This window comes from Aeromonas sp. QDB03 (assembly GCF_027707985.1).
Taxonomy (GTDB): Bacteria; Pseudomonadota; Gammaproteobacteria; order Enterobacterales; family Aeromonadaceae; genus Aeromonas; species Aeromonas hydrophila.
Genome location: NZ_JAPCJG010000005.1, coordinates 62082 through 84207, shown reverse-complemented (window position 1 = coordinate 84207; position 22126 = coordinate 62082). Strand labels below are relative to the sequence as shown.

At 60.9% G+C, this 22126-nt stretch carries 19 protein-coding genes and 9 tRNA genes; 10 read left to right on the top strand and 18 right to left on the bottom strand.

The genetic code is table 11. The features are described from left to right. Positions 1-60: 60 nt before the first annotated feature. Complete coding sequence (locus tag PG900_RS13850) at positions 61-1893, top strand: SLC13 family permease (RefSeq protein ID WP_011706943.1); 1833 nt, start codon at positions 61-63, stop codon at positions 1891-1893. Positions 1894-2134: 241 nt separating this feature from the next. Here the strand turns inward: PG900_RS13850 and PG900_RS13845 are convergent. From PG900_RS13845 to lolB, 15 genes are all read right to left on the bottom strand, one after another. Next, positions 2135-2218, bottom strand: a tRNA-Leu gene (locus tag PG900_RS13845). Between the two features lie 8 nt (positions 2219-2226). Further along, positions 2227-2303: transfer RNA gene (locus tag PG900_RS13840), tRNA-Met, on the bottom strand. 36 nt (positions 2304-2339) lie between these two features. Beyond that, positions 2340-2414 (bottom strand) — tRNA-Gln (locus PG900_RS13835). A gap of 45 nt (positions 2415-2459) precedes the next feature. Beyond that, a tRNA-Met gene (locus PG900_RS13830) sits at positions 2460-2536 on the bottom strand. 38 nt (positions 2537-2574) lie between these two features. Then, positions 2575-2649 (bottom strand) — tRNA-Gln (locus PG900_RS13825). Between the two features lie 41 nt (positions 2650-2690). Beyond that, positions 2691-2765: transfer RNA gene (locus PG900_RS13820), tRNA-Gln, on the bottom strand. A 146-nt stretch (positions 2766-2911) separates the two neighbouring features. Beyond that, positions 2912-2986: transfer RNA gene (locus PG900_RS13815), tRNA-Gln, on the bottom strand. A gap of 8 nt (positions 2987-2994) precedes the next feature. Continuing rightward, positions 2995-3071, bottom strand: a tRNA-Met gene (locus PG900_RS13810). Between the two features lie 235 nt (positions 3072-3306). Further along, the gene (gene ychF / locus PG900_RS13805) at positions 3307-4398 is read right to left on the bottom strand and encodes a redox-regulated ATPase YchF (protein ID WP_016351608.1); all 1092 of its coding nucleotides are present in this window, start codon (positions 4396-4398) and stop codon (positions 3307-3309) included. A 249-nt stretch (positions 4399-4647) separates the two neighbouring features. Beyond that, a complete protein-coding gene (gene pth, locus PG900_RS13800) occupies positions 4648-5244 on the bottom strand; it encodes an aminoacyl-tRNA hydrolase (RefSeq protein ID WP_005298460.1) in 597 nt (198 codons plus the stop codon). Positions 5245-5441: 197 nt separating this feature from the next. Continuing rightward, on the bottom strand, positions 5442-7433 hold the full coding sequence (locus PG900_RS13795; RefSeq protein ID WP_270797829.1) for a bifunctional metallophosphatase/5'-nucleotidase: 1992 nt from the start codon (positions 7431-7433) through the stop codon (positions 5442-5444). Positions 7434-7535: 102 nt separating this feature from the next. Then, positions 7536-8483, bottom strand: a complete 948-nt coding sequence (locus PG900_RS13790) for a ribose-phosphate pyrophosphokinase (RefSeq protein WP_005298464.1) — start codon at positions 8481-8483, stop codon at positions 7536-7538. A gap of 309 nt (positions 8484-8792) precedes the next feature. After that, a tRNA-Gln gene (locus PG900_RS13785) sits at positions 8793-8867 on the bottom strand. Next, positions 8847-9716: a 4-(cytidine 5'-diphospho)-2-C-methyl-D-erythritol kinase gene (gene ispE / locus PG900_RS13780; RefSeq protein WP_270797863.1), complete on the bottom strand. Its 870-nt coding sequence runs from the start codon at positions 9714-9716 to the stop codon at positions 8847-8849. The genes PG900_RS13785 and ispE overlap by 21 nt, the downstream gene beginning before the upstream one ends. A 26-nt stretch (positions 9717-9742) precedes the next feature. After that, entirely contained in the window at positions 9743-10327 is a 585-nt protein-coding gene (gene lolB, locus PG900_RS13775) for a lipoprotein insertase outer membrane protein LolB (protein ID WP_011706937.1), read from the bottom strand. Positions 10328-10448: 121 nt separating this feature from the next. Here lolB and hemA point away from each other — a divergent pair, with 121 nt between their 5' ends. The 7 genes from hemA (at position 10449) to PG900_RS13740 (ending at position 17552) form a co-directional block, all read left to right on the top strand. Beyond that, positions 10449-11708, top strand: coding sequence for a glutamyl-tRNA reductase (gene hemA / locus PG900_RS13770; RefSeq protein WP_016351604.1), 1260 nt, complete (start codon positions 10449-10451; stop codon positions 11706-11708). Between the two features lie 51 nt (positions 11709-11759). Next, complete coding sequence (gene prfA / locus PG900_RS13765; protein WP_011706935.1) at positions 11760-12848, top strand: peptide chain release factor 1; 1089 nt, start codon at positions 11760-11762, stop codon at positions 12846-12848. Further along, a complete protein-coding gene (gene prmC, locus PG900_RS13760; RefSeq protein ID WP_270831627.1) occupies positions 12848-13696 on the top strand; it encodes a peptide chain release factor N(5)-glutamine methyltransferase in 849 nt (282 codons plus the stop codon). The genes prfA and prmC overlap by 1 nt, the downstream gene beginning before the upstream one ends. A 43-nt stretch (positions 13697-13739) precedes the next feature. Continuing rightward, positions 13740-14123 carry a SirB2 family protein gene (locus tag PG900_RS13755; protein WP_224480950.1) on the top strand — a complete coding sequence of 128 codons (384 nt, stop codon included), beginning with the start codon at positions 13740-13742 and terminating at the stop codon, positions 14121-14123. A gap of 11 nt (positions 14124-14134) precedes the next feature. Continuing rightward, entirely contained in the window at positions 14135-14935 is an 801-nt protein-coding gene (locus PG900_RS13750; RefSeq protein ID WP_011706932.1) for a SirB1 family protein, read from the top strand. A 175-nt stretch (positions 14936-15110) separates the two neighbouring features. Then, on the top strand, positions 15111-15965 hold the full coding sequence (gene kdsA / locus PG900_RS13745; protein WP_011706931.1) for a 3-deoxy-8-phosphooctulonate synthase: 855 nt from the start codon (positions 15111-15113) through the stop codon (positions 15963-15965). 306 nt (positions 15966-16271) lie between these two features. Beyond that, positions 16272-17552, top strand: a complete 1281-nt coding sequence (locus PG900_RS13740; RefSeq protein WP_270831625.1) for a dicarboxylate/amino acid:cation symporter — start codon at positions 16272-16274, stop codon at positions 17550-17552. Positions 17553-17682: 130 nt separating this feature from the next. Here the strand turns inward: PG900_RS13740 and grcA are convergent, their stop codons facing one another. Next, positions 17683-18063, bottom strand: a complete 381-nt coding sequence (gene grcA, locus PG900_RS13735) for an autonomous glycyl radical cofactor GrcA (protein ID WP_011706929.1) — start codon at positions 18061-18063, stop codon at positions 17683-17685. Between the two features lie 834 nt (positions 18064-18897). Between grcA and ung the strand changes: the two genes are divergently transcribed. Together ung and PG900_RS13725 are read left to right on the top strand one after the other, a co-directional pair. Continuing rightward, positions 18898-19566 (top strand): uracil-DNA glycosylase, encoded by a 669-nt coding sequence (ung, locus tag PG900_RS13730; RefSeq protein ID WP_016351600.1) that lies wholly within the window; start codon positions 18898-18900, stop codon positions 19564-19566. A 158-nt stretch (positions 19567-19724) separates the two neighbouring features. After that, a complete protein-coding gene (locus PG900_RS13725) occupies positions 19725-20273 on the top strand; it encodes a hemerythrin domain-containing protein (protein ID WP_011706927.1) in 549 nt (182 codons plus the stop codon). A gap of 51 nt (positions 20274-20324) precedes the next feature. Here the strand turns inward: PG900_RS13725 and PG900_RS13720 are convergent, their stop codons facing one another. Both PG900_RS13720 and tal read right to left on the bottom strand, forming a co-directional pair. Continuing rightward, positions 20325-20507, bottom strand: a complete 183-nt coding sequence (locus tag PG900_RS13720) for a DUF3545 family protein (RefSeq protein ID WP_016351599.1) — start codon at positions 20505-20507, stop codon at positions 20325-20327. Positions 20508-20667: 160 nt separating this feature from the next. After that, positions 20668-21618, bottom strand: a complete 951-nt coding sequence (gene tal / locus PG900_RS13715; protein ID WP_016351598.1) for a transaldolase — start codon at positions 21616-21618, stop codon at positions 20668-20670. Positions 21619-22126 lie beyond the last annotated feature (508 nt).

The following is a 22126-nucleotide window of genomic DNA, read 5'->3' as shown; positions in this document are numbered from 1 at the left end:
TGAGCTGTGGTCTGATGGAATCCGCTCCGGCCGGGGTGGAGCTGAACAAAAGGAGCAAGTGTGAATTCCGAGTTGGTCTGGGTCCTCTGCATGCTGGTGGGCGCCATTTATCTGTTTGTGAGCAACAAGGTCCGCATGGACGTGGTTGCCTTGCTGATCATCATATTGTTCGTGCTGAGCGGCACCCTGACCCTGCCGGAGGCGCTGGCGGGGTTCAGCGATCCCAACGTCATCCTGATTGCCGCCCTGTTCGTGGTGGGGGAGGGGTTGGTGCGCACCGGCATCGCCTATCAGGTTGGCGATGCGCTGGTGAAGGTGGCCGGCAGCAGCGAGACTCGCCTGCTGGTGCTGCTGATGGTGGCGGTCGCCCTGCTCGGGGCCGTGATGAGCAGCACCGGGGTGGTGGCCATCTTCATCCCTGTGGTGCTGAGCGTGGCGAACCGGATGGGGATCCCGGCCGGCCGGCTGATGATGCCGCTCGGCTTTGCCGGCCTCATCAGCGGCATGATGACGCTGGTAGCGACGCCGCCCAACATGGTGGTCAACAGCGAGCTGATGCGCCACAACATCCACGGCTTCGGCTTCTTCGGCTTCACCCCCATGGGGGTCATCATTCTGGGGATGGGGATCCTCTACATGCTGCTGATGCGCACCTCCCTGGTGCGTGACGGGGAGGAGGGCAAGAGCAAGCAGATCGGGCGCAGCACCATGCGCGATCTCATTCGCGACTACCGGCTGGCCGGCCGGGCGCGCCGGCTGGCGATCCGGCCCGATTCACCGCTGATCGGCCAGACTCTGGACGAGCTGCAACTGCGAGCCCGCTACGGGGCCAACGTCATCGGAGTGGAGCGCTGGCGCAAGTTTCGGCGGGTGATGGTCACCGTCTCCGGGGTGACCGAGTTCCAGGCCAAGGACGTGCTGCTCATCGACATGTCCGACCCCGAGGTGGACGTGCGCGAGTTCTGCAGCGAGGCGCGACTCGAGCCCATGATCCTGCGCGGCGAATATTTTTCTGATCAGGCGCGCGAGGTGGGCATGGCAGAGGTGTCGCTCATCCCGGAATCCCGTCTGCTCGGCAAGAGCATCCGCGAGGTGGCGTTTCGTTCCCACTACGGCCTCAACGTGGTGGGGATCCGCCGCGCCGGCGAGGCGCTTGGCGGCAAGCTGGTGGACGAGGCGCTGCAACTGGGGGACACCCTGCTGGTGGTGGGCAACTGGAGCCTGATCCGCCTGCTGCAGACTCACAGCCGCGACTTCCTGCTGCTGGGGCTGCCGGCCGAGGTGGACGAGATGGCGCCGGCCCGCAGTCAAGCCATTCACGCCCTCATCTGCCTCGGGGTGATGATCGCCCTGATGGTGACAGATCCGGTGCCCAACGTGATCGCGGCGCTGATCGCCTGCCTGCTGATGGGCAAATTCCGCTGCATCGACATGGAGAGCGCCTACAAGTCCATCCACTGGCCGACCCTGATCCTCATCGTCGGCATGCTGCCCTTTGCGCTGGCGCTGCAAAAGACCGGCGGGGTGGATCTCATCGTCGGCGCGCTGATCTCGGCGGTAGGGGAGATGGGGCCACGGGTGATGCTGGCCAGTCTGTTCGCCCTGTGCGCCATCATTGGGCTGTTCATCTCCAACACCGCGACGGCGGTACTGATGGCGCCGATTGCGCTGGGCACGGCGCAGCAGATGGGGATCTCCCCCTATCCGTTCGCCATGACCATCGCCATCGCCGCCTCGGCGGCCTTCATGACGCCGGTCTCCTCGCCGGTCAACACCCTGGTGCTGGGCCCCGGCAACTACCGGTTCGTGGATTTTGTGCGCATCGGCGTGCCCTTCACCTTGCTGGTGATGGTGGTGAGCGTCATCGCCATTCCCTGGTTCTTCCCGTTCTGACGACAGCAAACGACATGGCGGCCTGCGGGCCGCCTTTTTATTGCCCGCAATGCTCTGACATGAAAAGGGATGAATAAAGCGGGAACCGGGCATCAGCGCCGTCGTAGAGGGAGCACAGGGCGCAGCCGTTGATACATGGGCGGTATTGCAGACGTGCGATGGCATGGGGAGGGGAAGAAGAGTGGCAAACGCCGGATACAAAAAAACCAGCCTGAGCTGGTCTGTTTGGTACTGCTTTTGATGGTGCGGAAGGAGAGACTCGAACTCTCACGCCTAGGGCGCCAGAACCTAAATCTGGTGCGTCTACCAATTTCGCCACTTCCGCAGGAGTAATGGTGGCTATGACGGGATTCGAACCTGTGACCCCCGCATTATGAGTGCGATGCTCTAACCAACTGAGCTACATAGCCGTCTTGTGCACGACTTGCGTCGAATACAAGCAAAAATGGCTGGGGCACTAGGATTCGAACCTAGGTATGGCGAGATCAAAACCCGCTGCCTTACCGCTTGGCGATGCCCCAACAGTGTTCTTTGCAATCAGATGATTGAAGGAACGTTTTTAAAAATGGTGGCTATGACGGGATTCGAACCTGTGACCCCCGCATTATGAGTGCGATGCTCTAACCAACTGAGCTACATAGCCGTTTGTTGTCAACCACGGTGTGGAAGAGAACAGAATAATGGCTGGGGTACTAGGATTCGAACCTAGGGATGGCGAGATCAAAACCCGCTGCCTTACCGCTTGGCGATACCCCAACAGTGATGCCTGACAGAGACTATCAAACATCTTTTAAAAATGGCTGGGGCACTAGGATTCGAACCTAGGTATGGCGAGATCAAAACCCGCTGCCTTACCGCTTGGCGATGCCCCAACAGCGATGCCTGACAGATTCTATCAAACATCTTTTAACAGTGGCCGGGATACCAGGATTTGAACCTGGGCACATTGACGAGTTCAACACCCATCACTGCTTCCCTTGACCCGTCACCGACATCTGAATGCCGACAACTGAAATAATGGCTGGGGTACTAGGATTCGAACCTAGGGATGGCGAGATCAAAACCCGCTGCCTTACCGCTTGGCGATACCCCAACTAGAGATGGTGGCTATGACGGGATTCGAACCTGTGACCCCCGCATTATGAGTGCGATGCTCTAACCAACTGAGCTACATAGCCAACCTTGCTTCCAGTGCCTCGTTGCCTCGTCACTGTGCGGGCCGAATTATGCGTATCTGGCTCTGGGGCGTCAACCCTTTTTTTGTTTGAAAAACCGAATTTGGGTGCGTTTGGTGAGTTATTGGTCGCTGTCGTGCAAAAGCCCAACAATCTGGTTTTTTTTACGACATTTGCCAGCAGATACGAGCCTTGGCCAGTTAAAAAAGAGGCCAGCAAATGCTGGCCTCTCATGGGATTAGACGTTGAACAGGAAGTTCATGATATCGCCGTCTTTGACGATGTACTCTTTCCCTTCGGCGCGCATCTTGCCCGCTTCCTTGGCACCTTGTTCACCCTTGTAGGTGATAAAGTCTTCAAAGGCGATGGTTTGGGCACGAATAAAGCCTTTTTCGAAGTCGGTGTGGATCTTGCCGGCCGCCTGCGGAGCGGTGGCGCCGACCGGGATGGTCCAGGCACGCACCTCTTTCACACCGGCGGTGAAGTAGGTCTGCAGCTTGAGCAGCTCGTAACCGGAGCGGATCACCCGGTTCAGGCCCGGCTCTTCGATGCCAAGGTCAGCCATGAACTCGGCGCGGTCGGCATCGTCCAGCTCGGCGATGTCAGCCTCTATGGCGCAGCAGACGACCACCACAACCGCGTTCTCGGCGGCGGCGATTTCGCGCACCTTGTCGAGGTAGGGATTGTTCTCGAAGCCATCTTCCGCCACGTTGGCGATGTACATGGTGGGTTTCAGGGTCAGGAAGTTGAGGTGGCTGACGGCGGCCAGCTCATCCTTGTCCAGCTTCATGCCGCGGATCATCTGGCCGTTTTCCAGCGCCACCTTGATCTTCTCCAGCACTTCCACTTCCAGCTTGGCATCCTTGTCGCCGCCCTTGGCGCGCTTGGACTGGCGGTTGATGGCGCGCTCGCAGGCATCCAGGTCGGAGAGGGCCAGCTCGGTGTTGATCACCTCGATGTCGTCGGCCGGGGAGACCTTGCCGGCGACGTGGACGATGTTCTCGTCGTCAAAGCAGCGCACCACGTGACCGATGGCCTCGGTTTCACGGATGTTGGCCAGGAACTGGTTGCCCAGACCTTCACCCTTGGAGGCACCGGCCACCAGGCCGGCGATGTCCACGAATTCCATGGTGGTCGGCACAACGCGCTGCGGATTGATGATGGCCGCCAGCTGATCGAGGCGGGGATCCGGCATCGGTACCACGCCGGTGTTCGGCTCGATGGTGCAGAACGGGAAGTTGGCGGCTTCGATGCCGGCCTTGGTCAGCGCGTTGAACAGGGTGGATTTGCCTACATTGGGCAGGCCCACGATACCGCATTTAAAACCCATGGATTGTTACCTTACTTGATGGATGCTGTGTGAGGGCCGCAGAACCTGTCCATGCTCTTGCTGCGAGGCCGTGATCAAGGCTCATGTGCTGCTCGCTTATGTGAAACCAAGAGCGCTCACGTATGACTATACGCTCCGGTTCCTGCGCTGCGCTTTACCTTGCTGACAACCTCTCGTTACAGAGCATGAACAGGTTCTTGGGCGACCCCGTCATATTGTTCGACCCTGACGCGTGTCAGGCATCTGTATTCAGACTTTCTCGGCCTTGAAGCTGTGCAGCCGGTTCATGGCCTTGGTCATGTCCTGCTTGAACAGGATGTCGGTGGCGCGCAGGGACTCGTCCAGTGCGGCGTCGATCAGGCTCTGTTCGCTGCTGGGGGCCTTGGTCAGCACGAAACCGGCGACCAGCTCCTTGGCGCCCGGGTGACCTATCCCCAGTCGCAGCCGGAAGAAATTATTGTTGTTGCCCATCCTGGCAATGATGTCCTTGAGGCCGTTGTGGCCACCGTGGCCGCCGCCCTGCTTGAATTTGGCGATGCCGGGGGGCAGGTCCAGCTCATCGTGGGCCACCAGCATGGCTTCCGGCTCGATCTGGTAGAAGCGGGCCAGCGCGGCCACCGCCTTGCCGGAGAGGTTCATGTAGGTGTTCGGGATGAGCAGGCGCACATCCTGGCCATCCACCTGGATGCGGGCGGTGTGGCCGAAGAACTTGGGCTCTTCGCGCAGGCTGACGTTGTGCCAGCGTGCCAGTTGCTCCACATACCAGGCCCCGGCGTTGTGGCGGGTCTTGGCATATTCCGGGCCGGGATTGCCCAGACCCACGATCAGTTTGATTTGGCTTGTCACGCTTGATTTCTTCACTCGCTGCTTGCAATGGGCCGACTGCCCAGGGCAATGGGACGCAATATTCTAGCCGCCGACTGGCGATCACTCAACCAAAGCTCGGCCAGTGCCGGGGAAAAGCGGGAGAACCGGTGGCCAACGGCAGCAAAACGGGCCCCTGCGTGGGGCCCGTGGTGTGGCTTGCCGGTGGCAGAGTCGACTCATTGGGCGGCCCGCACCAGGGTGACGGTCTCTTCCGCCAGCGCCGTCAGGGTAGGGCGCTGTTCGCGCACATACTGCACGAAGGAGGCGGCGTCGGTGCCGCAATCCAGGCCGCTTGCCTTGCAGTCAAGCTGATGGCCGGCGGTGTAGCGGGCGCTCAGCTGATCGCCGCTCTGCTCCACCCGCTCGACCGGGAACGCCGTCAATTTGCCATCCTGCCAGGCGAGATCCTGGCGCTCGGCGTGCTGGGCCTGGGCGCGGGCCAGCGCCTGCCAGCCGTCGTTGCCGTTGGCGCTGTAGGCGTTCATCACCACCCGGTAGCGCGTCGCATCCACCAGATCCTGCCACTGGCCGTCAGCGTCCTGCCACTGCAGCTGGGTCAGCGTGCCGCGCTTGCCCGGTGTGGTCTCGGTGAAGGTGTAGCGCAGGTGACCACCGTAGGGGAACTTGCCGGCGTGGGCGCTGGCGGGCAGGGTGGCGGTGATGGTTTCGGTCAACAGGGCACGCACCTCGGCGCCGGTCAGGGTGAGCACCGAAAGCTGGTTCTTGAACGGCAGCAGGGTGAGCGCCGCATCCCCTTCGCGCAGCTCGCCGGCCGGCAGATCGGCGCGTACGCCGCCCACCGCCAGCAGGGCGAAGTGGACCGGGCCGCCGGTCAGCGCCTGCACCGCCGGGGTATTGGCCCAGTAGTACTGACCCTCGGCCACCAGCGGGGCGACGTCGGAGCCGTGGCTGTCGCTGCCGTTGTCGCCGGGGCGACGGGCATTTTGCAGGGCGGCCGGCAGGGTGGCGATGACGGGGCCGAAGGCCTGCTCGAGGGCGGGCTTGTAGTGGCTGTCGATGATGCCGCGCAGGCGGGGATCCTCATCCACGGTCACCAGATTGGGTTGGGCGTCGATGAACTTGGCTGCCTGCTTGCCGCGGGCCTCGTCCAGTGCCTGCTTGCGGGCGGGATCGGCGAAGAAGTCGCGGCTGGCCAGCAGCTGGTTCTGGCCCTTGCAGGCGATGACCCGGCCCTGGGCATCGAAGCTCACCTGAGCCAGTCCGATGGCCTGGGCATAGGAGCCGGCCTGCACCACGCAGGTCATGCCGACCCCGTCCGGGTTGGTGACAAGCGCCGCGTACTCGCCGGTGTTGCCCCAGCCGATGTTGCGAAAATCGCCGAGCAGGCTGTGGGAGTGGCCGCCGACGATGGCGTCGATGCCGTTCACCTTGGCCGCCAGCGCCAGATCCCGCTGGTTGCCGATGTGGGTGAGCGCCACGATCTGGTTGATGCCGTGCTGGCGCAGCAGGTCCACCGTCGCCTGGGCCGAGGTGATTTCGTTGCCAAAGCGCAGCTTGCCGACGTTGGGGGAGATGTTGGCCATGTCCTCCAGCACCAGCCCCATCACGGCGACCAGCTGTTTGCCCTGGGGCAGGTTGTTGAGATCGCTGACCGGGCTCTTCTGGTTGCCGTCGAAGGCGTAGATGACGAACGGCTTGAGATTGGCGGCGTGGCGCAGATCCGGATCGTCGCGGGTGTCCAGATTGGCGGCCAGCACCGGGAAGTTGACTCCCTGGATGAAGCGGGCGAGCTTCTGGTTGTCGAGATCGAACTCGTGGTTGCCAAGGGCCATGGCGTCGAGGCCGAACTGGCTCAGCAGCTCGGCGTTGGCCATCCCCTCGTTGAGCTTGAAGTAGCCGCTGCCCTGCCAGGCATCGCCGCCGTGCAGCAGCAGGATCGGCTGGTTCTTGGCCAGCGCATCGGCCTGGAAGGATTTCGCCATGGTGAGCAGGCGCGGATAGCCGCCGAAGCGGGTGTAGAGGGTGTCGGTCTCCCCCTGCTTGCCAAAGATGGGCCCCTTCAGCTCGGCGTTGACCGGGTCAAACTGGGAGTGAGTGTCGTTCATGTGAGCCAGGGTCAGCACGAAGGGCTGGCCTTCATTGCCGGGCTGACAGGCGAACAGGAAGCTGCAGAAGGCAAGGAGCAGCAGCGGGCGCAAGCGATTCATGGAACAATCCTTAACCTGCGACGGGGCAGGGCAGTACCGGGTGTAACTGGGACTAAAAAGACAAAAACCGCCAGCTGGCGGTTTTTGTCACAACCGGGTCTATCAATGCTCAAACATGGCAGAGATGGACTCTTCGTTGCTGATGCGGCGAATGGCTTCGGCCAGCACGGAAGAGAGCGTCAGCTGCTTGACCTTGTCGACCGCCTTCATCTCCGCGGTGAGCGGGATGGAGTCGGTGATGATCAGTTCGTCGATCACGGAGTTCTTGATGTTCTCCACGGCGGAACCGGAGAAGACCGGGTGAGTGGCGTAGGCGAATACACGCTTGGCGCCGCGCTCCTTGAGGGCTTCTGCGGCTTTGCACAGGGTGCCGCCGGTGTCGATCATGTCGTCGACGATGATGCAGTCGCGGCCGGCCACGTCACCGATCAGGTGCATGACCTGGGAGACGTTCGGGCGGGGACGACGCTTGTCGATGATGGCGATGTCGGTATCGTCCAGCAGCTTGGCGATGGCACGGGCACGTACCACGCCGCCGATGTCCGGCGACACGACCACGGGGGATTCGAGGTTCTTGGACTTCATGTCTTCCAGCAGCACCGGGCTGCCGAACACGTTGTCGACCGGGACGTCGAAGAAGCCCTGGATTTGTTCGGCATGCAGGTCAACGGTCAGCACGCGATCCACACCGACGCTGGAGAGGAAGTCGGCGACGACCTTGGCGGTGATGGGAACACGGGCGGAGCGGACGCGGCGGTCCTGACGGGCATAACCAAAGTAGGGGATAACGGCAGTAATACGGCCAGCTGAAGCACGACGCAGAGCATCCACCATCACGATCAATTCCATCAAATTGTCGTTGGTCGGGGCACAGGTGGATTGAATGATGAAGATATCGCCACCACGTACATTCTCGTTGATCTGTACGCTGATCTCGCCGTCGCTAAAGCGACCTACGGCAGCATTGCCGAGTTTGATAAACAGGCGATCTGCGATCTTCTGGGCTAGTTCCGGCGTTGCGTTACCAGCAAACAGCTTCATGTCAGGCACGGTTTGAAACCTCGGGGTTGCATCCAGTATGTGGGGAGTCTTATTCAGACCCTTATCGTTTTGGGGCAAACGATTTATCAAGTTGACGGGTCAGACCACTATAGGCTGCTTTCAGGCCAGGTGCCTACGTTGCATGCGGCAAGTCGGTTGAGCGTCGTGCTGGTCGACGCCCCGTCATCCATGATGACCAGTGACCTCCCGACAACGAGAGGGTAACGATGGGTGCTGCAACCGGCGAGGGGGAGTGTGCACTCCCGGCAAGACTGCTGCGGCAGGTGAATCGATATACCCTGTTCGATGTTCAGGAGATGGCTGGGGTACTAGGATTCGAACCTAGGAATGGCGAGATCAAAACCCGCTGCCTTACCGCTTGGCGATACCCCAATCACTGACTTGTTGCAATGCAGCGAAGAGTGGTGATATGTTCTCGCCCTTGGCGACAAACCCATCCCATCCTTTCGGCACTTTTGCCAACACTTCCCGAGCAGCCACTTCGTCTTCAAACTGAGCAAAGACGCAGGCTCCTGTGCCCGTCATTCTTGACGGCGCGTATTCTAGCAACCAGCCGAGCGCATTGGCAACCTCGGGGTGGCGCTTTTTCACCAGCAATTCGCAATCGTTTTTCCACTCCCCTTCCAGCAGATTGTGCAATGCCATTTTCGGGGTATCTCTGGGCAGGTCCGGATCCTGAAACACGGCGGCGGTCGCCACATGGCAATCGGGCTTGAGCACCAGATACCAGGCACTCGGCAGCTCGACCGGCTGCAACCGTTCACCGACCCCCTCGGCAAAGGCCGCCTTGCCGCGCACGAACACCGGCACGTCGGCGCCCAGCTGCACGCCGAGCTCGGCCAGCTCGTCTTCACTCAAGCCGGCCTGCCAGAGATGGTTGAGGGCGACCAGGGTAGTGGCCGCGTCCGATGAACCGCCGCCGATGCCGCCGCCCATGGGCAGCACCTTCTCCAGCCGGATATGGGCTCCCTGCGGGCTTGGCAGCCTGGCCTGCAACAGGCGGGCGGCGCGGATGATCAGGTTCTGCTCGTCGGGCACGCCGGGAATGGCCGGGCTCAGGGTGAGCAAGTCGGTATCGGTGAGCGGCTCGAACTCGAGCCAGTCGCCGTGGTTGAGGAAGATGAACAGGGTCTGCAGCTCGTGGTAGCCGTCCGGGCGACGGCCGTTGACGTGCAAAAAGAGATTCAGTTTGGCCGGAGCCGGCCAGCGCATGACGCTCATGGAGGAGTCCTTGTCGATGGCCGCCATCAGCGGGTTATGGTCCACTGGTTGATCTGCAGCTTGAGGCGACTGCCCTGGCCGGTCATGGTGAGCAGGTGCGGCAGGCGGTAACCGTCCTGATCCCGGTAGTCGCCATAGACGATCTGCCACTGACCGTCCCGCACGCTTGCCAGACTGCGGTCGGGGTTGAGCTCGAATTCGGCTTGGCCCGGCAGGCCCTTGATCCATTCCGGCAGCCCGGCCACCGGAATGTTCCAGCCGGTGAGCTGATAGATGAGCGCCTCGGCATCCTGGCTCTGGTGCGGGTTGCCCTCGTTGTCGATCAGGGTGATCTCGCCCTTGCTGCGGGAGAGCTCGAGGATGTGAGTGCCGATCAGGCTGGTGAGGTTGAGGCGATAGTCGTCGCCATCCTGCTGCCAGTTGACCCGGGCGCTGCCCTTCTGCTGGGCGGTGATGATGGCCATCTTGCCTGACAGCTGCCAGTGGCTGAGCTGCTCGAGACGGGTACGTTCCTGCTGCCAGTTGACCTGATCACGCTGGGGTTGGGTAGTGGCGCAACCGGCCAGCAACAGCAGGCAGCCAAGGGTGAAAAGACGCAACAACAAGGTCATGCTCCGGAAAAGGTGATTTGCCACAGTATACGGGGCGGCCGTATTGCTTTTAAAGACTTACCCTTTCTCGTACAATTGGCAGCCTTTACTCCCAGCGCACAGATACGATCCACGCCCACTCATGAGTTTGCTTGCCCTCGGAATCAACCACAACACCGCCAGTGTCGCCTTGCGGGAGCGGGTCGCCTTCGGCCCGGACTGCATCGATCGCGCCTTGCGTGAGCTGGTCGCCCAACCCGGTGTAAGCGAGGCGGTGATCGTCTCGACCTGCAATCGCACCGAGCTTTACTGCAGCCTGGCGCAGGGGCAGGGCGAGCAGGTGTTGCAGTGGCTGCAGCGTTTCCACGGTCTGGATGCGGCCGAGGTGGTCTCCGCCATCTACCAGCATCAGGACGAGGAGGCGGTCCGTCACCTGATGCGGGTGGCCTGCGGGCTCGACTCCCTGGTGCTGGGCGAGCCGCAGATCCTGGGGCAGATCAAGCAATCCTACGCCCATGCCCAGCAGTCCGAGGCGGTGAAGGGATCGCTGGAGCGGCTGTTCCAGAAATCCTTCTCGGTGGCCAAGCGGGTGCGTACCGATACCGAGATTGGCGCCAGCGCCGTGTCGGTGGCCTTTGCCGCGGTGAGCCTGGGGCGGCGGATCTTCTCCGATCTCTCCCAGACCAAGGTGCTGCTGGTCGGTGCCGGCGAGACCATCGAACTGGTGGCCCGCCACCTGCGCGAGCAGAACGTCACCCAGATGATGGTGGCCAACCGCACCCTGCAGCGGGCCCAGCTGCTGGCCGAGGAGTTCGGCGCCCAGGTGATGACGCTCGAAGAGATCCCGGACTACCTGCACGAGGCGGACATCGTCATCAGCTCCACCGCGAGTCCCCTGCCCATCATCGGCAAGGGCATGGTGGAGCGCGCGCTCAAGGCCCGCCGCTTCAAGCCCATGTTCCTGGTGGACATCGCCGTGCCCCGCGACATCGAGGCGGAGGTGGACGAGCTCTCGGACGCCTATCTCTACACGGTGGATGACCTGCAGGGCATCATCGAGCAGAATCTCGAGACCCGCAAACGGGCCGCCGCCGAGGCCGAGCTCATCGTGCAGGAAGAGCGCGACGACTTCATGGGCTGGTATCGCAGCCAGCACTCGGTGGATCTCATCCGCGATTACCGCCACCAGTCCCAACAGGTGGCCGACGAAGAGCTGCAGCGCGCCCTGCTGGCCCTGCAGCAGGGCGAGAATGCCGAGCAGGCGCTCAAGGCGCTGGCCCACCGCCTCACCAACAAGTTGATCCACGCACCGACCCAGGCTCTGCGCCATGCCGCGGCCCAGGGGGATCACCACCAGCTGGCCCAGTTGCGCCAAGTGCTGGGGTTGTCACAAGAGTCATAGTTTTGGGGCGACCAGCCGGTCGTCCCGTCCTCCATCGAGAACACAAGATTTATGAACCCGTCACTGATCAGAAAGCTGGAAGGCCTCATCGAGCGCCACGAAGAAGTACAGGCCATGCTCGGCGAGCCGGACGTGGCCGCGGATCAGGATCGCTACCGCGCCCTGACCCGGGAATATGCCCAGCTGGAAGATATCGTTCACGCTTTCCAGCAATTCCGCCAGGCCGAAGAGAACCTGGACGCCACCCGCCAGATGCTGGAAGAGGATGATGCCGACCTGCGCGAGATGGCGCAGGAGGAGCTGCCACTGGCCAAGGCGACCTTCGAGGAGCAGGAGCAGGCGCTGCAGGTGATGCTGCTGCCGCGCGACCCCAAGGATGACAACAACTGCTATCTGGAGATCCGCGCCGGTGCCGGTGGTGACGAGGCGGCGATCTTTGCGGGCGATCTGTTCCGCATGTATTCGCGCTACGCCGAGCGCCAGGGTTGGCGGGTTTCCATCGTCAGCTGCAACGACGGCGAGCATGGCGGCTACAAGGAGGTAATTGCCAAGGTAGAGGGCGAGCACGTCTACGGCCGCCTCAAATTTGAATCCGGTGGTCACCGGGTGCAGCGGGTGCCGGAAACCGAATCCCAGGGCCGGGTGCACACCTCCGCCTGCACCGTCGCCGTGCTGCCGGAAGTGCCGGAAGCCGAGCAGATCGAGATCAACCCCTCGGAGCTGAAGATCGACACCTTCCGCGCCTCCGGGGCCGGCGGTCAGCACGTCAACAAGACGGACTCCGCCATCCGCATCACCCACCTGCCCACCGGGCTGGTGGTGGAGTGCCAGGATGAGCGCTCCCAGCACAAGAACCGCGCCAAAGCGATGTCGGTGCTCTCCGCCCGCCTGCAGGCGGCCGAGGATGAGCGCCACCGCGCCGCCGAGCAGAGCACCCGCCGCAACCTGGTGGGGTCGGGAGATCGCTCCGAGCGTATCCGCACCTACAACTACCCGCAGGGGCGCCTCTCCGAGCACCGCATCAACCTCACCCTCTATCGCCTCGGCGAGATCATGGAAGGGGACCTGGACTGCGTCATCAGCCCGATGATCCAGGAGTACCAGGCCGATCAGCTCGCCTCCCTGGCCGAGAGCAACTGATGCAGATCCAGCAGGCTCGCGCCCACATCATGGCGACCCTGGCAGGGGGGGAATCCCCACGCGCCGATGCCGATGCGCTGCTCTGCCATCTGCTGGAGTGCCGGCGCAGCTACCTGATGACCTGGCCGGAGCGCGAGCTCGATGCAGCCCAGCAGGTGACCCTGCAGGGCTGGCTTGAACGCCGTCTTGAGGGGGAGCCCATCGCCCACCTGATCGGTGAGCGGGAGTTCTGGTCGCTGCCGCTCAAGGTGAGCCCGGCCACCCTGATCCCGCGCCCCGATACCGAGGTGCTGGTCGAACAGGCGCTGGCGCGGTTGCCAGCAGGCTCCTGCGTCGTGCTGGATCTGGGCACCGGCACCGGCGCCATTGCACTGGCGCTCAAGTCGGAACGACCCGATGCCGATGTATGGGCGGTGGACAGGATGCCGGCAGCGGCAGCCCTGGCCCGTGCCAACAGCGCCGCCCTTGGCCTTCCCATCGAGGTGCGCGACGGCAGCTGGTTTGAGCCGCTGGTCGCGCCCTCGTCAAGCAAGGCGCCGCGCTTTGCGATGATCGTCTCCAACCCGCCCTACATCGACGGGGCGGATCCGCACCTCGATGAGGGGGACGTGCGCTTCGAACCCCGCTCCGCCCTGGTGGCGGACGAGCAGGGACTGGCGGATATCCGGCTGATCGTGGCAGGCGCGCCGGCCCATCTGCTGCCGGGCGGCTGGCTGTTGCTGGAGCATGGCTGGCAGCAGGGGGAGGCGGTGCGTCAACTCCTGCTGCAACAGGGCTACCTTCAGGTGGAAACCGTGCGCGATTACGGCGATAACGAGCGGGTGACCCTGGGGCGGCTGGCTCAGTGATGATGACGGGCAGGCCGGGCCTGCCTTTGTTCAAGGACACGTTATGTATTTTGCTATCAAACATCTGCACTTGCTGCTGATAGGCTTGGCCGTGCTGATGTTCATGTTGCGCTTCTATTGGCTGCAGACCGGCTCGAGCCGCGCCGCCAGCGCCGGTACCCTCAGGTTGAGCGGCTGGCTCAACGGCCTGGTGGTGCTCTCCGGCGTGCTGCTGTGCATGGTGCTGGATCTCAACCCGCTCAACAACGCCACCCCCTGGCTCAGCGAAAAGCTGACCGCCATCCTGGTGGTGGCCTTTCTGGCCATGATGGCACTGCGCCTGGCCCGCAGTAACGGCATCCGCTGGTTTGCGTTTCTGGGAGCCCTCGGCTGGGTCTTCTTCATCGCCAAGCTGGCCGTCTACAAGCAGGCCAGCCTGTTCGGTTAAGGATGATGACGATGATACGCGTAGACGAATGGACCGATTTCGAAGCCCATGACATCGCCGAGCTGGCGCTGTCGGTGAGCGACGAGATCCATGGCATCAGCGGCCGCGGGACGGCGGAGCTGGCCCGGCTCGACGCCTGGTTGGACGAGGCCATCGAGGAAGGGGATTGCGACCAGGTGCGCCGCCAGCTGCTGCAGGGCTTCTATCAGACCTTAGGCTTTCACGGCGACTGGCAGGACTACTTCTCGGTGGCCAACTGCGATCTGGCCGAGGTTCTGGCCCGCAAGCAGGGCATTCCGGTCAGCCTTGGCATCCTCATCATTCAGCTGGGGCGCAAGCTCGGGCTGGATGTGGAGGGGATCTGCTTCCCCGGCCACTTCCTGGTGAGCTTTGCCGGCAGTGAGGGAGAGGTCTATGTCGACCCCTTTACCGGCGACGAGCTGAGCCTGCACCACATCGAGCTGTTGCTGCGCGGGGCCCTCGGCAATCTGGCCACCCTCAGCTCGGATCACCTGCAGCCTGCCGGTCAGTGGGAGATCATCGAGCGGCTGCTCAACGTCAGCAAGGGCGCTTTGCTGCGGGAAGACCGGATGACCGAGGCGCTGCGCTGCAGCGAACTGCTGCTGCGGATGAAGCCCGGCGACCCGCTGGAGACGCGGGATCGCGGCTTCATCTACGAGCAGCTCGACTGCCCGCGTTTTGCCGCCGACGATTTTGAATACTTTATTGAACAGTGCCCGGACGATCCGGTGGCGGACGTGCTCAAGGCCCAGCTGGCCGCGCTGGATCTGAGCCCCAAGCCCCTCCACTGAGGGGCGGGCAACGGCCCCGCTGCATGGCGAGGCCCTGGCCGAATGAAGAGTCCCATGCCGTTGCATGCAAGGCCTGGGAGATGCAACCGACGAGTATCGAGGCCGCGCTGCCCTGGGCAGCGCGGCCGGATGTGGATTCAAGCCCTGCAAGCCCTTTTACCTAAGGAAGCCTGAGATGGAACAGAAGAATATCAAGGTCAATGGCATCGATGTCGCCAACGACAAACCGTTCGTGTTGTTCGGTGGCATGAACGTGCTGGAATCGCGCGACATGGCGATGGCGGTGTGCGAGAAGTACGTGGAAGTGACCTCCAAGCTGGGTATCCCGTTCGTGTTCAAGGCGAGCTGGGACAAGGCCAACCGCTCCTCCATCCACTCCTACCGCGGTCCGGGTCTGGAAGAGGGGATGAAGATCTTCCAGGAGCTGAAAGCGACCTTCGGCATGCCGGTCATCTCCGATCTGCACGAGCCCCATCAGGCCAAGCCGGTGGCCGAGGTGGTCGACGTCATCCAGCTGCCCGCCTTCCTGGCGCGCCAGACCGATCTGGTGGAGGCCATGGCCCGCACCGGCAATGTCATCAACATCAAGAAGCCGCAGTTCCTGAGCCCAAGCCAGATGAAGAACATCACCGACAAGTTCGAGGAGTGCGGCAACGACCGTCTGATCCTGTGCGAGCGCGGTGCCAACTTCGGGTATGACAACCTGGTGGTGGACATGCTGGGGCTGGGCGTGATGAAGAAGAGCACCGGCGGTTACCCGGTCATCTTCGACGTGACCCACTCCCTGCAGTGCCGCGATCCCATGGGCGCTGCCTCCGGCGGTCGCCGCGAGCAGGTGACCGAGCTGGCCCGTGCCGGTATGGCGGTCGGTCTGGCCGGTCTGTTCATTGAATCCCACCCGGACCCCAAAATTGCCCGCTGCGACGGTCCGAGCGCGCTGCCGCTGGAGAAGCTGGAAGGCTTCCTCAAGCAGATGAAGGCCATCGACGATCTCATCAAGGGTTTCGAGCCGCTCGATACTTCCATCTAAGTCCGGCTTTGCTTGCCCAATAAAAATGCCCCGCACTGCGGGGCATTTTTGTTTGCGGCCTGTTTTTATTTCTTTGGGCAGCATAAATCAATCACGGAATAAATACAGCCAGGTTTCCGTGGTGTTAATGTTGTTAAATCCGTTGTGTGATTGATGTCTATTAATTGCTTTTTTTAACATGGGAAAGTAACTCCTGTTGTGATGAGGGAACGGCACGAACCGGGCGAGATAACACTATTTCGTCACGGATTGCTGCATGCGTATTTCTGCCATGACACATCTCATTAAATTGACAGGACGTTAAGAATGCAGAAAAGAATAGTCAGCAGCCTGTATTTTCAGGTGTTGTTAGCGATCACCCTCGGGGTCATTCTGGGACATGTATATCCCGACCTCGGCGCGGACATGAAACCGCTGGGGGATGGTTTTGTTAAATTAATCAAAATGATCATCGCCCCGGTTATATTCTGCACGGTGGTGACCGGTATTGCCGGCATGGAGAGCATGAAAGCGGTGGGTAAAACCGGCGCCATCGCGCTGCTCTATTTTGAAGTGGTCAGCACCATCGCCCTCATCATCGGGCTGTGCGTGGTCAACCTGCTGCAACCGGGGGCGGGCATGAACGTCGACCCCGCCACGCTGGACGCCAGCGCCATCTCCGCCTACGCCGAGCAGGCCAAGGCTCAAGGCATCATCCCCTTCCTACTGGACGTGATCCCGGGCAGCGTGATCGGCGCCTTCGCCAGCGGCAATATTCTGCAAGTGCTGTTATTTGCGGTGCTGTTCGGCTTCTCCCTGCACCATATCGGCGAGAAGGGCAAAGTGATATTCAATGTCATCGACAGCTTCTCCCAGGTTATTTTCGGGATCATCAACATGATCATGCGGCTGGCACCGGTTGGGGCATTTGGCGCGATGGCCTTTACCATCGGAAAATATGGTATCGGCTCGCTGGTTCAGCTCGGACAATTAATTGCCTGCTTCTACATGACCTGCCTGCTGTTTATTTTCCTGGTACTGGGAAGTATTGCCAGAGCGAATGGCTTCAGCATCCTGCGCTTTATTTCCTATATCCGGGAAGAGCTGCTGATCGTGCTGGGAACTTCCTCTTCTGAATCCGTATTGCCGCGCATGCTGGTGAAGATGGAGGCACTCGGCTGCAAGAAGTCGGTGGTGGGGCTGGTGATCCCGACCGGTTACTCCTTCAATCTGGACGGCACCTCCATCTATCTGACCATGGCGGCCATCTTCATCGCCCAGGCCACCAACACCCCGCTCGATCTGTTCCAGCAGATCACCTTGCTGGTGGTGCTGCTCATCTCCTCGAAAGGGGCCGCCGGGGTGACCGGCAGTGGCTTCATCGTGCTGGCGGCCACCATCTCGGCGGTGGGCCACCTGCCGCTGGCCGGGTTGGCGCTGATCCTCGGCATCGATCGCTTCATGTCGGAGGCCCGCGCCCTGACCAACCTCATCGGCAACGGGGTGGCCACCCTGGTGGTGGCCCGTTACTGCGATCAGCTCGATGAGCAGCAGATGCATGAGGCGCTGAGCAACCCACCACAAGCCGTCAAGCTGGATCAGCATTGAGCTGCCGATGTCTGCGCCGTGCGCTGACAGCCTGTCGAGCAAGGGCGGCGAGCACGGGTGGGTGAATTCAAGCCATAAAAAAACGGCCCGTTTGGGCCGTTTTTCATGATACCGGTTGCTGCAGAGCGACTTACAGGCTCTGGGTGAAGGTGCGGGTCACCACGTCACGCTGCTGTTCCGGGGTCAGTGCGTTGAAGCGCACGGCGTAGCCGGAGACACGGATGGTCAGCTGCGGGTACTTTTCCGGGTTGGCGATGGCGTCTTCCAGGGTCTCGCGACGCAGGACGTTGACGTTCAGGTGCTGGCCACCTTCGACAGCCGGCTCGGCTTGTACCGGCAGTTCACGGTATTCGAACTGGCCCAGGTCAGAGACGCTGACTTCCTGATCGGCGGCGAAGGTGTCGCCTTTGGCGCAGATGCAACGAGCCTGTTGCTTCTCTTCGTCCAGCAGCCAGAACGAGTTCAGCAGAGCGGCGTTGGCAGACTGGGTGATTTGGATGCCCTTGATCATGGTATGACTCCTCATAGGAAAGCGGATTCAACTGTAAGGAAATTACCCTGATGTATTTAAACCACCGGGATGATTTAAAGGGCCCTTGCCTTACACCTTTACTTTGTTGGGTCATATATACCACGATGGTAATATTACGAAAATTGATCTAAATCAAAAAATACGCGGTTTGCACGAGCGAGAAGGGATTAAATTATTGAGATTAATCAAAAAGAGGTCATTTTTCTGATTATGTAAGATATCTGAATTATGCATCTTCTGTTAATTAAATCTAGTAATTTAACTACATGTTTTAAAGTTTGCGTCATGCATGAGTCGACCCCATCTCCTCTGTGGGGGCATCGGGGCCAAGCCTGCGGTGAAGGTGGCGGGGCCAGGTTTGCCCTCTCTCTGCTGTTCACACAGCTATATAAGGTTGCCTTGGCATAAGGCTGCCTCAGCCGAGCCGCCGATTGTCACGGTCAACGTGACCCCGTTGCCCACAGTGGCCGGGAGAGCTGGGTGAGCGGGAGGTTGTCATACCGTTGCCATTCGGGGGCGAGGGGGCTCGGAAGAGGGTGCCAAGGTTGCGTCCCGGGGGCTGGCCCCCTATCCTGAGCCCCTTGCCGCATTAATGAGGGCATGGTGATGCCAGCACTGGCCCAGCACCATGTCCTGCCGCATTCAGCGAGGATGGCGGCGTGCTGGCTCGCATGGCCCGGCATGGGCCAAGCCGCATGCCGCAAAACCCGCCGTATTCATCGAGGATGGTGGCGCGCCGACCCGCATCAGACGGTGTGACCCTGCACGGGGTAACAGGGCGTCCATCCGGACAGATTCAATGAGGAGATTGGGGTGCAGACCTGGACTGATGTAATTGGCTCCGAGAAGGAGCAGGACTATTTCAAGGCGACCCTGGCGACCGTCAGGAGTGAGCGGGAGGCGGGCAAGGTGATCTATCCGCCGGCGACCGACGTGTTCAATGCCTTCAAGCTGACCGAGCTGGATCAGGTCAAGGTGGTGATCCTGGGTCAGGATCCCTATCACGGCCCCAATCAGGCACACGGCCTCTGCTTCTCGGTGTTGCCCGGGGTGCGCACGCCCCCCTCGCTGGTCAACATCTACAAGGAGATGCAGCGGGACCTGCCGGGTTTTGTCACACCCAGTCACGGCTTTCTGGAGTCCTGGGCCAGACAGGGGGTGCTGCTGCTCAATACCGTGCTGACGGTCCAGGCGGGCCAGGCCCACTCCCATGCCCATCTGGGCTGGGAGACCTTCACCGACCGGGTCATCGAGCAGATCAATGCCAGCTGTCAGGGGGTGGTCTTCCTGCTGTGGGGCGCCCATGCCCAGAAGAAGGGTCGCTTCATCGACAGGCAGCGGCATCATGTGCTGAGCGCGCCGCATCCCAGCCCGCTCTCTGCTCATCGCGGCTTCATCGGCTGCGGCCACTTCTCCGAAACCAACCGGTTGCTGAGCCAGCAGGGGATGAGCCCCATCAACTGGCACTCGGTCTGCGAGTAAGGGGCCCGACGGCTGACGAGCGGGGGCATGAACAGGGGGGCGGCATTGTGCGTTACCCGCTGTTTTGTCTGCAGATGACTTGATTGAGTGCAAAGTTGGCGCGATAAATGACCGTATACTCGAAACAGGATCGTCTCATTTCAGCGCAAGGAGTGCCCATGCTAGCCAGTCTGCACAAGGACCATCTCAACATCGCCAGGTTGCTGGATCTGCTCAAACACAAGCTCGCCGCCATTCGCGATGAACAGCGGGTCAGCTATTTCCTGATCCGCGATGTGGTGGATTACCTGAGGGAGGTGTCGGACAAGTATCACCATCCGAAGGAAGACATCATTTATGACTACTACCTCAAGTACCGGGTCGTGGAGGGGGACGTTGCCAACCGGCTTCAGGCCGAGCATGCCAAGTTGCTGGAGGCCGGCGCCGAACTCAAGGAGATGGTGGAGATGATCCTGATGGATGCGGTGATCCCGCTCGATCAGTTTACCGCCAAGCTGGAGCAGTTCGTGGCGCTGCAGGAGGCGCACATGAACTACGAGGAGGGGGTCATCTTCCCCCATCTGCGCGACTCGCTGACCGAGGATGACTGGCGTCACCTCGAACAGATCTGGCAGAACCGCGCCATCGGGGATCCGCTGTTCGGGCCCGAGATCAGCCAGCACTTTCAGGCACTGGCCAAGCGTCTATCGCTGCCGCTCTCTTCCTGAGGGGTGACACGCCCTTAAAAAACAAGGCCCCGGTTAACCGGGGCCTTGTTTTTACAGTTCGATCTCGTCTGAGAGACCTTCGTAGGCGATGTCGATGGATTGCAGCTCCTTCTGCAGGCGGTGTTTGTCTTTCAACGCCTCAATCTCACGCCATTTACGTTTCTTTCCCGTTGTCCCGCGGCTACGTGAACCGAGCTCAACTACATCGTCATATTCGAAGTTGAACATTTCCATGGCTCCCTCCTTGGTTATTCTCGTTTTCACCATCCGTATAACATAACGGCATTGAAAATAAAACGTTTTCGTGACGAACACATGACAAGGGTCCGACGCTCATAAAAAAACCGGGTTCCCTTGCGGGAACCCGGTTTTCATCGGCTCATGACGGCTCTCATCAGAGGCGGCTGGCCAGCATGGTTTCCAGCTTGCCCTGGTCGATGGCAAACATGCGGATGCCTTCGCCCAGCTTCTCGTGGGCCATGGCGTCCTGGTTCAGTTCCCAGCGGAATTCGGCTTCGGTCATCGGAGCCGGTTTGGCTTTGCGCTCGCCGGTGTAGTTCAGCTTGCGGACCACGGCGCCTTCGGTTTTGCTCAGCTCTTCCAGCAGGGCCGGGCCAATGGTCAGACGGTCGCAGCCGGCCAGTTCCAGGATCTCGCCGGTGTTGCGGAAGCTGGCGCCCATGACCACGGTCGGGTAGTCGTGCTGCTTGTAGTAGTCGTAGATGGAGGTGACGGAAACCACGCCCGGATCTTCGCTGGCGGTGTAGTCACGGTTGTGCTTGGCCTTGTACCAGTCGAGGATGCGACCGACGAACGGGGAGATCAGGAAGGCGCCGGCTTCGGCACAGGCACGGGCCTGGGCGAAGGAGAACAGCAGGGTCAGGTTGCACTGGATACCCTCTTTCTCCAGCACCTCGGCGGCACGGATGCCTTCCCAGGTGGAGGCCAGCTTGATCAGGATGCGATCGTTGCTGATACCGGCTTCGTTGTAGAGACGGATCAGTTTGCGGGCCTTGGCGATGCTGGCCTGGGTATCGAAGGAGAGACGGGCATCCACTTCGGTGGAGATGCGGCCCGGGACGATTTTCAGCACTTCCAGGCCGATGTTGACCGCCAGCTTGTCGCCCGCGTCGATGATTTGCTGTGCCTTGTCCTGGCTCTGGGCTTTGGCCCAGTTGATGGCGTCTTCGATCAGCGCCGCGTATTCGGGGATCTCGGATGCCTTCAACACCAGAGAGGGGTTGGTGGTGGCATCGATGGGCTGGTAGCGCTTGATGGCTTCGATATCACCGGTGTCGGCGACAACTGTGGTCAGGGCTTTCAGCTGGGTTAATTTATCGGCCATGGCAAATATCATCTCTTTATGAGGGCGCACTCTCTTGCAAAGGGTGCTGGCTCGGGGGTGGCGGGCGTGAGACGACAGTTCTGAAATAAAATTACAAAATCCCGGCGACTCAGGCTCAGAAAAGCGCGATGGGTGTGCCCCATCGTCATTGCCTGCCTAATTAATACGGATGTGGCTCATCCTGCAATAGGGGGGGCTGTATGCTTATCAGCCACTCCCTGGCCGCAGTGGGAAAGAGTGGCTAAAAGTATTTGATAAAAAACGACTTTTATCATTTTTGCCAGAGTGAATTTAGCGGCCGCCAAAAACAACTTTTTTGGTTGATTATCGGTTTTGTGGCATCGATCACACAAATTGTCAGATCAGCCTCTTGAAATTTTATTACGTGTAAAACGTTTGGCGAAACAAGGGGGTTTTGGCTACCCGGATGGATAAACGCTTGCGTAATGGTTTGCCCCCTTCTCTGCTTGCTCTACCTCTATGTAGATAATTGCCAAAAAGTGCTCTT